The organism is Binatus soli (SeqCode), from assembly GCF_050015535.1.
Lineage (GTDB): Bacteria > Desulfobacterota > Binatia > Binatales > Binataceae > Binatus > Binatus soli.
Map to the genome: position 1 here is coordinate 87,449 of NZ_JBEKBF010000002.1, position 15,220 is coordinate 102,668.

Annotated in this window: 18 protein-coding genes; 5 read left to right on the forward strand and 13 right to left on the reverse strand. The window is 62.4% G+C overall.

All coding sequences use genetic code 11. The features are described 5' to 3' along the window. Positions 1-67 precede the first annotated feature (67 nt). Genes ABR989_RS01900 through ABR989_RS01910 form a run of 3 tightly spaced genes read right to left on the reverse strand, consistent with a single transcriptional unit; the run spans position 68 to position 2,669 of the window. Positions 68-1,036, reverse strand: a complete 969-nt coding sequence (locus tag ABR989_RS01900) for an MBL fold metallo-hydrolase (RefSeq protein ID WP_428125378.1) — start codon at positions 1,034-1,036, stop codon at positions 68-70. After that, positions 1,033-1,641, reverse strand: coding sequence for a hypothetical protein (locus ABR989_RS01905; RefSeq protein ID WP_428125379.1), 609 nt, complete (start codon positions 1,639-1,641; stop codon positions 1,033-1,035). The genes ABR989_RS01900 and ABR989_RS01905 overlap by 4 nt, the downstream gene beginning before the upstream one ends. Further along, positions 1,638-2,669: a methyltransferase gene (locus ABR989_RS01910; protein ID WP_428125380.1), complete on the reverse strand. Its 1,032-nt coding sequence runs from the start codon at positions 2,667-2,669 to the stop codon at positions 1,638-1,640. The genes ABR989_RS01905 and ABR989_RS01910 overlap by 4 nt, the downstream gene beginning before the upstream one ends. Positions 2,670-3,059: 390 nt before the next feature. On the opposite strand from ABR989_RS01910, the gene ABR989_RS01915 reads away from it, so the two are divergent. Together ABR989_RS01915 and ABR989_RS01920 are read left to right on the forward strand one after the other, a co-directional pair. After that, positions 3,060-3,560, forward strand: a complete 501-nt coding sequence (locus ABR989_RS01915; protein ID WP_428125381.1) for a winged helix-turn-helix transcriptional regulator — start codon at positions 3,060-3,062, stop codon at positions 3,558-3,560. Between the two features lie 64 nt (positions 3,561-3,624). After that, positions 3,625-4,248 (forward strand): HAD family hydrolase, encoded by a 624-nt coding sequence (locus ABR989_RS01920; RefSeq protein WP_428125382.1) that lies wholly within the window; start codon positions 3,625-3,627, stop codon positions 4,246-4,248. A 16-nt stretch (positions 4,249-4,264) separates the two neighbouring features. Here the strand turns inward: ABR989_RS01920 and ABR989_RS01925 are convergent, their stop codons facing one another. The 5 genes from ABR989_RS01925 to ABR989_RS01945 form a co-directional block, all read right to left on the reverse strand. Continuing rightward, the gene (locus ABR989_RS01925) at positions 4,265-5,809 is read right to left on the reverse strand and encodes an acetolactate synthase large subunit (protein WP_428125383.1); all 1,545 of its coding nucleotides are present in this window, start codon (positions 5,807-5,809) and stop codon (positions 4,265-4,267) included. A 782-nt stretch (positions 5,810-6,591) separates the two neighbouring features. Next, a complete protein-coding gene (locus ABR989_RS01930) occupies positions 6,592-7,044 on the reverse strand; it encodes a hypothetical protein (protein ID WP_428125384.1) in 453 nt (150 codons plus the stop codon). A 9-nt stretch (positions 7,045-7,053) separates the two neighbouring features. After that, on the reverse strand, positions 7,054-8,058 hold the full coding sequence (locus ABR989_RS01935) for a phosphotransferase family protein (protein ID WP_428125385.1): 1,005 nt from the start codon (positions 8,056-8,058) through the stop codon (positions 7,054-7,056). Between the two features lie 22 nt (positions 8,059-8,080). Next, positions 8,081-8,821 carry an MlaD family protein gene (locus ABR989_RS01940; protein ID WP_428125386.1) on the reverse strand — a complete coding sequence of 247 codons (741 nt, stop codon included), beginning with the start codon at positions 8,819-8,821 and terminating at the stop codon, positions 8,081-8,083. Further along, complete coding sequence (locus ABR989_RS01945) at positions 8,814-9,734, reverse strand: TIGR03560 family F420-dependent LLM class oxidoreductase (RefSeq protein ID WP_428125387.1); 921 nt, start codon at positions 9,732-9,734, stop codon at positions 8,814-8,816. Before ABR989_RS01945 ends, ABR989_RS01940 begins: the two co-directional genes overlap by 8 nt. Before the next feature lie 141 nt (positions 9,735-9,875). Between ABR989_RS01945 and ABR989_RS01950 the strand changes: the two genes are divergently transcribed. Beyond that, positions 9,876-11,024: an alpha/beta hydrolase gene (locus ABR989_RS01950; protein ID WP_428125388.1), complete on the forward strand. Its 1,149-nt coding sequence runs from the start codon at positions 9,876-9,878 to the stop codon at positions 11,022-11,024. On the opposite strand, the gene ABR989_RS01955 is transcribed toward ABR989_RS01950, so the two are convergent. Then, on the reverse strand, positions 11,005-11,292 hold the full coding sequence (locus tag ABR989_RS01955; RefSeq protein ID WP_428125389.1) for a hypothetical protein: 288 nt from the start codon (positions 11,290-11,292) through the stop codon (positions 11,005-11,007). The two genes, ABR989_RS01950 and ABR989_RS01955, sit on opposite strands and share 20 nt — an antisense overlap. A gap of 40 nt (positions 11,293-11,332) precedes the next feature. Here ABR989_RS01955 and ABR989_RS01960 point away from each other — a divergent pair, with 40 nt between their 5' ends. Next, positions 11,333-11,677, forward strand: a complete 345-nt coding sequence (locus tag ABR989_RS01960; RefSeq protein WP_428125390.1) for a hypothetical protein — start codon at positions 11,333-11,335, stop codon at positions 11,675-11,677. Here the strand turns inward: ABR989_RS01960 and ABR989_RS01965 are convergent, their stop codons facing one another. Together ABR989_RS01965 and ABR989_RS01970 are read right to left on the reverse strand one after the other, a co-directional pair. Then, positions 11,678-12,841 (reverse strand): ArsA family ATPase, encoded by a 1,164-nt coding sequence (locus tag ABR989_RS01965; RefSeq protein ID WP_428125391.1) that lies wholly within the window; start codon positions 12,839-12,841, stop codon positions 11,678-11,680. Continuing rightward, entirely contained in the window at positions 12,838-13,722 is an 885-nt protein-coding gene (locus tag ABR989_RS01970) for an ArsA family ATPase (RefSeq protein WP_428125392.1), read from the reverse strand. The genes ABR989_RS01965 and ABR989_RS01970 overlap by 4 nt, the downstream gene beginning before the upstream one ends. 60 nt (positions 13,723-13,782) lie before the next feature. On the opposite strand from ABR989_RS01970, the gene ABR989_RS01975 reads away from it, so the two are divergent. Then, the gene (locus ABR989_RS01975; RefSeq protein ID WP_428125393.1) at positions 13,783-14,013 is read left to right on the forward strand and encodes a DUF4911 domain-containing protein; all 231 of its coding nucleotides are present in this window, start codon (positions 13,783-13,785) and stop codon (positions 14,011-14,013) included. Positions 14,014-14,098: 85 nt separating this feature from the next. Here the strand turns inward: ABR989_RS01975 and ABR989_RS01980 are convergent, their stop codons facing one another. After that, complete coding sequence (locus ABR989_RS01980; protein WP_428125394.1) at positions 14,099-14,323, reverse strand: hypothetical protein; 225 nt, start codon at positions 14,321-14,323, stop codon at positions 14,099-14,101. 87 nt (positions 14,324-14,410) lie between these two features. After that, positions 14,411-15,217: an endonuclease/exonuclease/phosphatase family protein gene (locus ABR989_RS01985; protein ID WP_428125395.1), complete on the reverse strand. Its 807-nt coding sequence runs from the start codon at positions 15,215-15,217 to the stop codon at positions 14,411-14,413. Positions 15,218-15,220 lie beyond the last annotated feature (3 nt).

Consider the following 15,220-nt stretch of genomic DNA (forward strand, 5'->3'; position numbering starts at 1 on the left):
CAGTTAAAAAGCTAACACACAGTTTTATTCTTGAATAGTCCCGCCGCACTCGGCTATGAACAATCCTTCAGCGGCCGGCCGCCCGATGCATCTCGATCGAGGCGGGCATAGTCCAGGTTGCGCCGATTTGACGTATCACGATTCGATCCTGCTGGCTGCCGGCGGCGGCGATTAGTCGTTGCAGCGGTTCTTGCATCGGCTCCTTCGACAGCCTGAACGTGCCCCAGTGAATGGGAATGAGGTAGCGGGCGCGCGTCTGCTGGAACATCGCCCAGACCTGTTCGGGGTTTGCATGATTGTAGATCCACGGGTCGTAGGCGCCGATCGAGAAGGCCGCCACGTCGGGCGGCGTCGATGCGAGGCTCGCGAAGAGATCGGTCTGGGCGCTGTCGCAGGCGAGCAGCATCCGGCGGCCGTTTTTTTCCAGCACGTAACTGTTGAAGCCGTAGCCTTCGCCGAACGGAGGCCATCGCCGACCCCAGTGCCGCGCGCCCATCGCGCGGATGGTGAGTCCTTTGACAATGGTCGTCTCGCCCCACTTGAGTTCGCGGACATCGTTGAAGCCGAGCGGCGCGATCAGCTTCGCGCACTGATCGCATGCGACCACGACCGCGCTCTTGGGCAGAGCCTCGAGCGACGGCAGGTCGAGATGATCCATGTGTGCGTGCGTGATCAGAATGAGGTCGATGTGCTGCAATTGCGCGGGAGTCAACGGAGGATCGACGAATCGTTTTGGTCCGATCGTGAGGATCGAGTCGATCGACATGCCGACGCGCGAGAACAGGGTTGGGTCGGAAAGTACGCGCGTGCCGAAAAAATTCATGAGCAGGGCGGCGTGGCCAAGGTTTGCGATCGTGAGCGAGTTGTCGCGCCACGACGCGGGCTCGAGACGCGGATGCGAATGGCCGGGCGCGGCGTTCATGTCCAGAGAGTACGACCTCGCGGCAAACAGCGCCAGCGAAAACAGGGCAACGGCGGCGATCACTCGTAGCCGGGATCGCATCGGGCGCGACGGATGGAACGAAATCGAATTCACTTCTCCGGCGCTGGTTTGAAGCAGGGAAGTTCCTTGACCAGCACGTAACTGTAGGAACGATCGCGCCACTTGAACGTTCCGATGCCGGAGCCGAACGCCCCGGTCATCGAGTCAAACTGCTCGCTGTCGGAAACGTTAACAACGTCGGCGGGAGCGTAGGCGAGATATTCCGGCTTGTCGGGCTCGAGCACCTGATAGAGCGGCGGATTGAAGAGCAGCTTGGCGATGTCGGGTTTGGGCTGCCAGCCGTCCTTGGGCGCTTCTTTGGTGCGAACGAACATCCAGGCCGTACCGCCGGAGTTTTCAGAAACCTTCCACTGGCGTGACTCGATGAACCCGTCTTTGTTCTTGCGGACTTCCTCGACGCCGGGCGGAACGCGCAGCAGTTGATCGCATTTGTCGGCGTTGTCGTCTTTGGAAGCTCCGGTGCCGCCGGACTCTCTCATCGCAACCTGGGAGCCGATGACCTGGGCACTGCCGGCGGCGACCATCGGGACAACCGTGCTCACCATGCTGGCGGCGCCCGCCGCGCATCCCGAGCACGCAGCCGCGAGCGCGATTACGATCGCGATGGACGCGATCCTGCGCACGATGAAGTTGCTCACTTTTTCGCTTTCCCAACTTTTTCAATGGTTCGCGGCTTGCGCGCGATCACCATCGAAGAGGTGAACGGAGGGCTTGGCAGCGCCTGGTGGTTGATATCGACGAAGCCGGCGTCGCCGAGCCATCGGGAGACTTCTTCGAATGAATAATCGCGCCCGCGCGTGGCCAGCAACAGGTATAGGGCGAAAATCGCGCCCGCCCTCGGCTCGGTGAGGTCGGCATTCATGATGTGATCCTTGATGATCATCATGCCGCCCGGTTCGAGCGCGCGAAAGCATTTGCGGAACAGTTGAGCGTTGGCCATTTCATCTTCATTGTGAATTATATTCGACATGAACAGGGCTCCGCATGGGCCCGGAATCTCATCATACAGGTAATCGACGCGGACCATATCGATTCGCGCCAACGCCGCGGGCTCGCGCTCGGCGAGGATTCTGCGCGCAACTTCGAGAGTGGCAGGCAGATCGTAAATCGCAGCGCGCAGATGGGGCCATCGGTGCAGCATCGCCGCGGCGTACGTCCCCGGCCCGCCGCCGATGTCGGCGACCATCGAGACGCGGCTGAGATCGACCCGATCGGCGACATAAGCCGGATCGCCGCGGGCGCGAGTGAGGCTATCCATGGCGCGGATGAATCGTTCGGTCTCCTCGGGACGGCTTTGAAACATGTCAGTCGGGCGCGCGGGAACGCCGGTGCGAATGGTTTGTTCGAGATGCGTCCAAGTTTCAAAGATCGCTTCGTCGAACAGGATCAAGCCGCCAAGGTATTCGGCGGATGAGCGGAGCAGGTAGCGCCGCGACGTATCAGTGAGCGCGTAGCGATTGGCGCGTTTGGCGAGCAAGCCGAGCGCCACCATCGCGTTGGCTATCAGAGCCGTCGCGCGGCGATTGGCGGAGATGGCGGCGGCGAGAGCGGCGTCGTCGAGCGGCGCGGACTCGAGGATGTCGAAAATTCCCAGCTTGAGCGCGGTCTGGATGGCGCGCGCTTCGGCGTGACCTGAGGCCAGCGCGGCGAGTTCGGCGAAATCCATCGCTGCGCGCCCGCCTTTCAGCGCAGGAAGTCTTGCGTAACGTTGTTACGCGTGGCATCCATCGTTGAACTCAGAACTTGAACCACCGGCATTCGCAGGCGCCATTCCTTTCACCGAGCGCGACGCGATCGGTCGCCGGGCCGCGTCGCGCTTCAATTTCCAGCTATCGCGCCATCCACCGGATGTCAACGCGAACAATTCTTGCGTCAGTCAGTCGCGATCCCTTGCTTCCTGGATACGCGGGCGAGCGCCGGATCGGAATCGGCAAATGCCCTGGCGGCCGGTGGCAAAGTAAGTTTCAAAGTGCAACGATGATTTCGCCAAGCAGCGGAGTTGGGGAACGTCGCGGCACACGAAATTCAACTCGGGGAGGGGAGTGACAAGACGCCCATGCGATGGGATTCGGTCAAGGAGATGAACTGCTCGGTGGCGCGAACGCTGGCGGTGATCGGCGAGCGGTGGACGATGCTGATAGTGCGCGAGGCGTTTCTCGGACGCCATCGGTTTGACGAGTTTCAGCAGGGGACCGGAATCGCGCGCAACATCTTAAGCTCGAGGCTGCGTGACCTGGTGCGAGACGGAATCCTCGATCGCACGCGCAGTGAGGGCGACAACGGCCGGGTCGAGTATCGGCTGACCAGGAAGGGACTCGAACTCTATCCCGTGTTGATCGCAATGATGCGATGGGGCGACACGTGGCTCAGTGACGAATCAGGGCCGCCGATGACGCTGATACATCGCGTCTGCGGCGCGAAGATGGCGCCGGACATGGTCTGTTCTCATTGCGGGGGGCATCTCGCGGCGCGCGAAGTCGTAGCGGTTCCGCGCCGACCGGCGCCTGCGCACGCGCGGCGGGCCGAGCGGGCCGATCGCAAGCGCGCCGTGCGCTGACTGTCACTCGCGCGCTTGGCGGTCTAGCGCCGCGCGCATCAGCCGCGCACAATATTCGTTCAACATGATTGAATTGGTGATGTTCGACGCGGACGGCGTGCTGTTCGATTCCGAAGAATCGAACGTTGCCTACTACAACTGGATTTTCGCGAGGGTCGGCGAAGTACCAATGGACCGTGATGAGGAAATCGAGGCGATTTCGTTCGCCGCGAGCGAGGTGTTTGCGGCGCGCGCGCGTGGCGACGCGGCCAAGCTTGGCAGGATGCACGATTTGACCCGCAATATGGATCAGACGCCGTTTTTCAAGATGCTGCGGCCACCGATTGAGTTGCGCCCGTTCATGCTCGACCTCAAGCGGCGCTACAAGCTCGGGCTGGCGACCAATCGATCGGCGACGGTGCCCGCGTTGGTCGAGCATCTTGGTCTTGGCGGTGTATTCGACGCGGTTGCCAGCGCACTCGACAAGGTTCGCCCCAAGCCAGCGCCCGACATCCTGCGCCTGTGCCTGCAACGCGCGGGTGTCGATGCGACGCGGGCCGTGTACGTGGGCGACAGCGGGATAGATCGCGAGGCGGCCGAGAGCGCGGGCATGCATTTTATCGGCGTCGGCAGCCGCATCGAGCATCATCGCCTGATTGCGACGATTGCCGACCTGGGGAAAGCTCTCGAACTATTGGGACGCGAGTGAGGAGTAGGGCGCTGGTCTAGAGAATCATCTCGATCAGAGTCGGACCCGGCGTCGCAAGCGAGCGTTCCAGTTCACGCGTGAGCGCCTCCGCCGTATCGACGCGCACGCCCGCCACACCCATTCCCCGCGCCAGACTGGTCCAGTCGATATCGGGATTGGAAAGCTCGGTGAGCGAGCGCGCTTTACGGCCGGGGCTGGTCACGCCCGCGCGCGCAAGTTCAATCTGCAGAATTCGGTAGCTGCGGTTGTTGCACAGCACCGTCGTGACGTTGAGTGATTCGCGGGCCTGCGTCCACAGCGCCTGCAGCGTGTACATCGCGCTGCCATCGGCCTGAAAAGCGATCACGCGCCGATCGGGACACGCGACGGCCGCGCCGGTTGCGCACGGCAATCCTTGCCCGATCGCGCCGCCCGTGAGCGAAAGATATGTATGCGGCGGCGCAGCCGCCGACGCGGCCAGGAATAGCAGGCCGGTGGTGGCAGCTTCGTCCATCACGATCGCACCCTCGGGCATCACCGCCGCAATCGCGGCGCCCGCGGTCATCGCGTCGAGTTTTCCGACGGGACGTTCGGGGCGCGATATTCTCGCCGGCGTCGCGGCCGAAACCGGCGCCCCGATTTCGCTTGCGAGCGCTTCCAGAGCGGCCGGGACGTCATCGGTCGGCTCGGCCAGAATCGCGGCGTCGATGCCTTCAGGAATCAACTGGCTTGGGAAATCGGGGTAGCCAAAAAACGCGACGGGCTTTTTCGCGCCGGCGATGACAATCGAGTCGAACGCCTTCAACATCTCGATCGCTTGTTCAGGAAAGTAGGGCAGGCGATCTACGGTTGGGGTACCGGCGCCGCGTTCGAGTCGAGCGGGAAAAGTTTCGCAGATCAGATGACATCCCGATTTCGCGGCGATGCGCGCCGCCGCCTTCAGGCCGCGTGCTCGAAGCGCGATGCCGCCGAGAAAAAGCGCGACTCGATCGCCCTTGCGCATCGATTCGGCCGCCCGCTTGACCGCATCAGAGGACACCGCCGGCGGCGCCGGCGGCTCGATTGGCGCAGCGTGGCTCTCGGCGGGACCCCACTGGCAATCCGACGGGATGATCAACGTCGCGATTTGCCCCGGCGCGCGGCCGGCCGCCGCAATCGCATCCGCGGTCGCGTCCGCGAGTGATGCTGAATTGCGGACGCTTCGTATCCATCCCGAAACGGGAGTCGCGAGCGAAATGATGTCGGAAGTGAGCGGTGCGTCGGCGCCGACGTGCCACGTCGCATGGTCGCCGATCAAATTCACGATCGGCGAGCGGGCGCGCCGCGCGTTGTGGAGATTCGCGATGCCGTTGGCGAAACCGGGCCCAAGATGAAGCAGCGTCAAGGCAGGCTTCTCCGCCATCCGTCCGTAGCCGTCGGCGGCGCCGGTGCAAACGCCCTCGAACAATCCGAGAATCGGCCGCAGCCCGTCGGCGGAGTCGAGCGCCGCCACCAGCGGCATTTCGGTTGTCCCCGGATTTGCAAAACACACTTCGACCCCTGCTGCGATCGCGGTGCGAATCAGGCTCTCAGCTCCATTCATGATCCAATCCTCGGCTGCGCGACGGGGCGACGCTCGATCTTCATGAAATCGTGCGCGTCAAACGAGCGGTAACGCGCGCGACACAAAGGTGTCAAGCGCAGGTCACCGATCGCGCCCGATCAGCGTGCCGGCGTCAAATCAAAAATATAAACGAGACGGCGCTAGCGCCTGTCGCCGCGATGGCCCGTGGGCTGATGGCCCGCTGCGGGATCATTGATCGGATGCGTTGCCGGTGCTCCACTTCGCGCGGCAATGGTCTGCGCGCATCTTAGATGCATCGGAGGCTCGCCGGTTATTTTGGCGCCGAAACCAAAACGGACGCCGCAGTGAGCGCATCGCTCCTCCGACATCGCTCGCAACGTGTGGCACTTGCTATGATTGCAGGACGCGCGGCATGGGCCACCGGGCATTCCAGGCGTGGCAATGGTGATGACGCTCATGGTTTTATCCTTTTGTTCTGCCGCCACTGAAGTTATTGTAGTTTTGCATCAACGGTTAGACTATATAGCCCCTGCCTCTTTGTAGCAAGCTTGCGACACAAAAATTGCAGGCTTGCCACAAAGCCATTTAGTATTGGTTTTTCTGCATGTTTAGCTAGTGTAATGTTTCATACGCTTAGTTTAGCTTTATGCATACTAATCTACCCTAATTGATTTGATGAACAAGCAGTCTTGGCCTAGACGAGTTGGGGGTAACTGGCGATGGAGCCGGAGGTAACGTCTTATTGCGTAAGATAGCGACAGAATTTCAGCACCGGCCGGAATTGGCGGGCTGCTGATGAATCAGGCGGTCGGCAACGAATTGCCGAGCAGATTGCGCGAGCGCTCGAGGTTGCGCCGGATGTAGCCGCGGACGTGTCGAGTGACGCCCTCGTCGGCGTCGCCAAGAGCGACGGCGGTGGCAAATGCGGCCATCGCGGCTTCCATCGCGCGCCGATCGGGCGGATTTTTCGCGCTGGCGCGAATCGCGCCAGCGAGCGCGCCGCGAAGCCCGCTTTTTTTCGAGATGTGCTTGTCGCCCAGCCGCTTGAGCGCGGCAAATGTGGCGCGCAGGTCTTTTATTTCGGCGGCGTCGTATGCGGGCGCCGACTCGATCGCCGCGGCTGTATGCGCGAGCACCAGAATCGCCGACATCGCCTGGCCTTGCGCGTAGGGCGATGTAAGTTCAGGCAGCAGCGCCTCCATGATCGTGCGCTGCATTCCGCTGATCACTTCATTCAACGTTGGCCGTAGCATCTAACCACCTCAGACCAATCGAAGTTGGTTGGCCAGGTCCTCGAACAACCGCGGCAGCAGCAGTTCAAGAAACGGCATCACGGAGTCGGACGTGTGTCCCTCGACGAAAGCGCGGATTCCGCTCAGACAAATCACCGCCATCTTCGCGTTGCCGAGCACCTGGTAGAAAAACAGCCGTTTCCGATCGACGCGATGACCGGTCTTCTGCTCGTACGTGCTGTAGAACGCTTCGCGTTCCATCAGGCCGCCGGCCAGTTCGTCGCGCCCCCAGAACATCATCGACGCCCATCCGAGATCCTCCATCGGGTCGCCCAGATGCGCCAGCTCCCAATCGAGCATCGCGATGATTCCGTTGTCGTCGTAAAGATAATTTCCAGAACGATAATCGCCGTGAACGATCACCACGCGGTCGGTCACGACCGGGTTGGCTTTGAGCCATGCGAGCGCCGCGCTGAGAATCGGATAGTGTTCGCCCATCCGATCGCGTTCATACACTTCGCTCCAATGCGCTGCCTGAACGCGGGCGGGCTCCTCGGGATTTTTCGGAGGCCCAAGAATGTCGAGCCCGCATTCGCGGTAGTCGAGCGACTGCAATCGCGCCAGCTCGCTCAGGAAGTCATCTGCGACCTTCGCACGCGTTGATTCGGCTTCTACGGCCGGAAACGCCCCCATGCCCGTGCGCCCCGGCGCGCGATCCATGATGAAAAACGGGCGATCCATCACGCCGGCGTCGAGCTCCAGGAACAGGGGTTCGGGAACCTTGAGGCCCGCGCGATGCATCGCGGCGATTACTTTGAACTCGCGCTCGCGCTCGGTTTTGAGCAACCCGCCGGTCGGATCGCGCCGCCCGATCAATGGGCGCGTGCGCGTCTCGCCGCCTTCGCTCCATTCCAGATCAAAGGCATACGTCTCGCGCGACGAACCGCCGGATAGTCGTTTGAGCCCCACCACGCGATGCTCGCGCGCATGCGGCATTCGCTGTTTGAGATATTCGGTCAGTCGATGCTGATCCAATTTAGTGACCTTCCATCTTGCCCTACGGATTCGGCGAGGTCGCCGGAAGCGCCGTCGGGTTTACCGGCGCCGTGATTCCACCCATCATGCTGCCCATCTGTGCGCGCAGCCGTTCCGCCTGCTCGACCTTGCCGTTGCGCATCAATTGTCTTTCGACGCCGAGCGCCTCGCGCCTGGCCTGCTCGAGCTGATCGCGAGTTGGCGGCGAGATTGCAACCGCGGTCGCCAGTGTCTGCTGCGAAATTTGCGCCAGCAGTTGCGTCATCTGCACGGTCGCGGGCGAAGGCGGCGGCGCCGTCGATCCACCGACGACCCGTCCCAGCGCCTGAGCGTAACTCCCGGGCCCGCGCGCCATGATAAACAGTTGCGTCTCGTTCATGCTCGACGCGCCGTCCAGCCGCGTGCCCGACGGTGCGCTATGGCTCATCGCATCCACGTTCATCACGTCGAGCGACGGCGTCGCGCCGAGGCTGTTCAGCGTCATTATAGAATCATAGTGCATTTCGGCGGCGTGAGACCCATCGACTTCAAACGCGATCTCCGAATCGCCGTGGCTTATCGGCGAGACTCCCGTCACGTGCCCTATCGTCGCCGACGCGTGAGTTATCGGGTCGCCCGGACCCAGCCCGCCGCTGGTGTCAAGCTGCGTCGAATAATACGACGGCTGACCGGCGCATCCCGCGACCAGCAGGCCAAGAATGAACGCGCCGCCTGTCGATATTCGCCGGGATGCGGGCGTGCAAATTTCGATCGTCTTACGCAAATGCCGGCATCACTTCGTTCGCGAACAACTCGAGGGTCGGCGGTGGCGCGAAGTCGCTGAAGAAAATCATAAACGTCGTGATTCCCATCGCCACGCGTTTTCTGAGTTCCTCGACCAGTTGCTTCGGCGTGCCTTTGATTCCGGTGGTGATGAACGGCTTGAGCATCTGCGCCATCTTCCACTTCTGCTCGACTTCCTCGTCCGTCTTGCCGATGCACACCAGCAACTGCTCGGACACGTCGATGGCGTTTACGTCGCGCCCGACGTCTTTGCAGTGCTGCTTGAGCACGTTGAACTTGTGCTCGAAGCTTTCATAGCCGGCCGGACAATTCCATCGGTCGGCGAACCTGGCGACCAGCTTCAACATGATCTTTTCGCCGCTGCCGCCGATCGTAATCGGAGGATGCGGTTGCTGCACGGGCTTGGGATTGCAGCTCGCTTCTTCTATCGAGTAATGGCGCCCCTTAAACGTCGCGCGCTTCTCGGTGAACATCGCCTTCATGATGTGCAGGCCTTCCTCGAACATCTTGAGCCGCGTGCCCATCGAGGGGAACTGGTAGCCGTAAGCCTTGTACTCCTCGTCCATCCAGCCCGCGCCGTAGCCGATTTCGAGACGGCCGTTGCTGATATGATCGATCGTCGCAAGCGTCTTCGCCAGCAGCGCCGGATTGCGGTACGAGTTGCATATCACGAGCGTGCCGATGCGGATTTTCTCGGTCTTCGCCGACAGCCCCGCCATCAACGCCAGGCATTCATGATGGTCGAGATCGGGCATCCCGCGCGTCCACATGTGATCGACCAGCCAGATCGAATGGTAGCCCAGCTTCTCACATCGATGCGCCCGCTCTTCGAGCTGATGCCACGATTGTCCGGCTTGCGGAGAGAACAGGGCGAATTGCACTTTCTTGCTCATTGAAATTTACTCCCATGCGTGAATGGCGTGAGAACCTGCCGACTTTGTTTCGCACGGCGGACCGCGAAGGGTCAACCAGCGATGAGCCGGCGCGGGTGCGGACTTGTGCGAAGACGCGAAATCGTGGAGAGGATTAGGCCCATGAAGATTCGACGGCGCATTGCCATTAGCTTGTTGGCGGTTCTGCTTTTTTTCGTCGCGCTGGGCGCGGTCCCGTCAGCCGGCGAAACCGAATTCAGCGCCGTCGGCGCGGCCCGCGAACTCAAAGGCGCGCCGGGAATTTACGAATGGAAATTCGGATCGACGGTGGGCAAATCGCCGTTCGATAAAATCGCGCTGCATCGCGTCGCAAAGGGGCCGAATCCGCCGGCGCATCCCGATGCGGTCGTGCTCTATCTGCCCGGCACCAACATGAATGGCGAAGTGGCGCTCGAGGATCCACGCTACTCGTTCCAGGTCTATCTGGCCGGGCACGGCGTGGACGTGTGGTCGATGGACTATCGCACGCATTTTATTCCGCCGCAGACGCCCCAGAGCGATCTTTCCGAGCTGGCGAATTGGACCAATGATCTTTTCGAATCGGACATCGATGCCGCCGCGAAATTCGTCAGCGAAAAAACCGGCCGCGACAAACTGTTCGTCGCCGGCTTCAGCCGCGGCGTCGAGTTCGCGTATCTTTACGCCGCCAGGCATCCCGAGCGTGTCGCGGGAATCATTGCGCTCGACGGATTCATCCCGCGCCATCCGATGCGTCCGGCGCCGGCCGGCCACTATGCTGACGACATCGGCGGCGAACATCTGACGTACGACAAACGGCACACGCTTATGCAGATGGTGATTGACAATCCCGATCAGCCTGCGCCGATTCCCAAGTTCAAGACTGCGCGCGAAAACCTGGAACACGTCGTGTACGGCGCGGGCGGGTTTTTCGGCGGCAACGGCGGACTCGCGAATCCGCAGGGCGGCTTTTCCGACGCCGTCGCGCTGGCAAAACTGCTGATTGGCTACGATCGCTACTGGCCGGCGGTACAGGACGGCGAGAATCCATTCTCCCCGGAACTGCTCGCGGCGCTCAAGGCGTCGAAAATTCCCGTGATCGCGTTCGCCAGCACCAACTTCGGGATCCAATGGCCCGGTCAAGTTGAAGAGGCGGCGAAATCGACCGGCGCGCCCGACCCCTCGTTTACAAAGCTTGATAGTTGGGGCCACCTTGACGTGTTGGCCGGAACGAAGTCGGAGAGCAAAGTCTTCGCGCCGGCCGCGGCGTGGATCAAGCAGCATCAGAAGTAGGCGGATACTGAGGGGCGTCGGGGCGCGGTGGAGCGGTGCGGCGCGGCGGAATAATCATAACCGCGGCGAGCGCCCATGCGCCGAGCGCGAGTCCGGCGACGGCCCATCGAATGGTCGAGCGGCCGTGGCGCGATGCGATAATCGCGGTTAAGGGGGCGAGCGAGAGATCGATGACGATCGAGGTTGCAATCAGATTCGCGGGCGGCTCGCGGTACCCCATCAGGGCGAATCCGGACGCGATGCTTAGCAGGCTGGCGATAATGCTCATCGGTTTGCGCGGCTCGACACTCTATATATAGTTGAAAATCATGGCACACCGCGACGACAACCTGATGAGCAAGCTTCGGCAGATGAGCGAAGAAGGCATCACCGGCTTTTTCAACGAGATCATGTCAAACGACAGGATGCGATCCAGTTTCGGGCGGGCGGGTGAACGCTTCATGGCGAACAAGCAGTCATTCGACCGCAACGTCGAGCAGGTGCTCGACTTCGTCAATATTCCTTCCAAGCGGGACGTTCGCGACCTGAAAGCGCGGCTCGATCATCTGAGCTCGCAACTGCTGAACCTCAGTATCAAGCTCGATCGCGTTCTCGATCATGACGAACCCGCGAAAGCGAAACCCGCGGTTCGACGCGCAAAGAAGCCCGGCTGATCAGCCGGCGCGCAAGCTACTGCCGATCTCGGCGAGGTCCGCGATGGTGCGCGGCTCGCGGCCGAGGTCAGGCGCAACCATCAGCACCGCACCGCCGGGGAGCGAATTGCGCAGAACGCTCAGCGAAACCTCCTCGCGCGTCTTAAGCGCGGCATAGTCGGCGAGATTGCGCTTCAATTTTCTTTTGAGCGACGGCGCGATCCGGGCCGTCGATAGTTCCGCGGCGTCAGGCAGCTCCGCGATCACACGATTCACGACCATCGCGGCGACGCGCAAGCCGGCGCGCTCGAGCGCGCCGATAAATTCGCGCGCCTGCGCGATTCGGCTCGACTCCGCGGTCGTGACGATCACGATTGCCGTGTCCGGCGCGCGCAGCTTGTCCTGGGCGCGCGCGGCACGAGCGGAAAAGCCTTCGTACATGCCGTCGAAACTGCGAACGAAGGACTGGACGTCGCTCAGCAGATTCAGGCCGGTCACGCGATCGAACGCCGCGAGCACGGCGCGCGCGGCAATATCCACCATCCGCAACCGGCTCCTGAACAATCCGCCGGGCGCACCGAGCAGACTGATGGCGCGCGAGTTGAGCAGTTCGAGCAGGCGCCGTGGCGCGTCCAGAAAGTCGATCGCCTCGGCCGCGGGGGGAGTGTCGAGCACCAGCAGGTCGGTTAAGGGATTGGCTGCCAGTTCGAGCAGCTTTTCCATCGCCATGTAGTCCGCCACTCCTGCAAGCGCGCCCGAGAGATTGCGATAGATTCGATTTTCAAGAATCGCGTCGCGCGCCGCGTCCGACAGCGCGTAACGCGCGACGATCGAATCGAAGGTGCGTTTTGGATCCAGGCGCAACGCGCGCAGCCTCGCGCGGCCGGACCCGCCGCCACGGCGTGCATGACGAATGCCCTCGAGCTGGACCTCGACCGGCTCGGATGAATCCGCTCCAAGGCCGAGCGCGTCGAGCAGGCGCGGTGCGGGATCGACGGTCATCACATCCACGGCGCGTCCGATGATGGCGGCGCGCACGGCGAGCGCGGCGCTGATGGTAGTCTTGCCGACGCCGCCGGCCCCCAGGCAGATCACGAGGCTCGGCGAGCGCAAGTCGAACGAGTCGGGATGGGTGGGCTGCTTAAGACGCGCAGACGGCTTGAGCGGTACGGCCTTGGGTTTCATCGGTCGAGCAGCTCCGCATCCAGCACGCGGCCAAGTTTCTCGACTTCACCGGGTCCCATGGCCGGCGTGAACATCATCGGGAGGCTGAAGGTCGGGATGCCGGCGGCGGCGAACCGCGGGGCGACCAGAGCCGCCTGTTCGTGCGCGGCGTTCCGGCGCACGGCCAAGCGGGCGTGGCCGCCGAAGGGACCCAGCGCGGCGAGTTCGGAAGCATCGAAGAGCAGATCGGGAACGCAGTTCATTATCGCTGCGACAGTGACGATGCCGAGCCGCTCGCGCATCGTCACGGCGGTTTCCAGCGCCTCGCGAACCGCAAGGTCCTCCGGCGTCAATGTGACGATCGCGCCGAATCGTGTCGCGTCGGCGAGGAATCTGTGGACTGAATCGGCAAGCCGGTTCAGCGTGCCGGCGGGCGCGATTCCCTTCATGCCCGACGAGACAGAGAGCAGTTCGACGGCGCTGCCCGAGGCGGGCGCGTCGATCACGAGATAACGATCCTCGAGCGCCGCGTCTCCCGCCATTATCCGGAGACGTTCCAGCAGCAGGAAAGCCTCGAGACCCGGCAGCGCGGCGGTTACGTAGCCGAAGGTTCGGCTGCGCAGCATCCGGCGCGAGATGGCGCGAATGGGGACGATGCGCTCGATGAAGGCTTCGAGCTCGGCGCGCGGCGTGAGCGTGATGACGTCGAGCGAGCCGGTGATTTTGACGGCGGTCGAAACTTCCGGTATCGCGCCGAGCGCCGCGGCCGCCGACAGGCGACGGTCGAGATCGGCGAGCGTGGTCGGACGCCGGTGCGACAGCGCGATCGCAAGGGCGGCAGCGACCGTGCTCTTGCCGGTGCCGCCTTTGCCGGTTACGAACAAGACCCGCGGCAGCGTCATCGGCTAGAATGTAAGGGTCGCGGAGGGCGCAGTAAACCTTGCGCGGGAAGAGAGTTGGGTTTGAGCGAAAATAAACCACCGGCGATCGATTCGATGCTGATTGCGATACCGCCTGAGCAGATCGTGCTGATCAAGTCGATCGTCGAGTCCTACGACAATATCGCAACGCTGCGGACCGAAGATCCCACGCGGCACCATCTGCGGATTTACTTTTCGGCGGATTCGCGCGACGAAGTCGAGGCGATGATGACGTCGCTCGCGGCGCAGTTCGAGATCGAGCGGCTCGCGTAGCGGGGTAAGGAGAAGACGGGCGGATGCCGTTGAGACACCGCCCGCGCCGCTGTTTTGCCGGACGCCCGTCCATCGCGTGGCCGGGTTACCGGCAGAGCCACGGATGATGACGGCGGAAGTGGCGATCAGTGCATACCCACGGCCGATAGTAGGCCACGGTCGTAAGTGGCATAGGCGCGACGGTCTCCTGGATCACCATCGGTTGCAAATTCTGCGGACGCCAAGCGACGACATCTGCGCCGGCAACGCTCGGCATCGCCATCATGAGGAGTCCAAACAGCGCGGCTATCGTGGTTGTGTAGAGTTTCATATGCGTCCTCCTGATCTGAATACGGATCGGGAGATGGGCGGGTTACGAAGGCTGAACGATCGTTCATGCGAAGGGGCCGGCTCCGCACTATTGGCGCCGCGCCAGGCTGAGGGTGCAGAAAAGACCGCTGTGGTCGGAATAGGGGACGTCGGGCCGCTGATTCGCGATGAGCTCGAGGTTGGCCAAAACCGTCCACTGGTGTGAGTTGGCTGCGACGATGTAGTCAATCCATTCGGGGCGGCCGTCAAGGGGGTCCGCGGTCGTTCCGCGGTTGCACAGCTCGCGCGCCTCAGCAGTCAGATCCGTCCCGAGGGCAGCGACGTGTGAATAGAGAGGCTCGCGCGAGTCTGTGTTGAGATCTCCCGCAACTATCGCGGGCAGCGATGGATGGGAATGCGACACGATCTTGCGAAGCTCGATGAGCTGCGCTTCGCGAACTTCGGCATGGTCGATCCCCCGATATTGCGCCTGGAGGTGAGTATTGACAGCGCAGATGCGCTGTTCGCCGCGCTCAAGCTCCACGGTCAGAACGCCCTTCCCGCCAAGTCCATCGCCCTCCCACACTCTCCATGCCGGCGCGCTCGCGGCGAAGGGGTGAAACTCCGGCGCTGTGCGCGCGCGCCATCCCGCGGCGGCGCTGACAAATGCGAGCAGTCCGCCCTTGGGGCCGACGCACCGGCGCTTGATGCAGATTGGAATCCAATCGGGTTGCAGCGCCCGGGTGAGACGATCGACCTGCGAGCCGAACCAGACTTCCTGAAATAGCGCGATTTCCGGCGACAGTTCGCGCATTTTCGCGCTGACCCGATCCATCCGGCCGCCGGGATCTTTGGATAACGGCCACGTCATTGCGTGCAGGTTCCATGACAGAACGTTGAGGCGGATTTCGTGCATGGC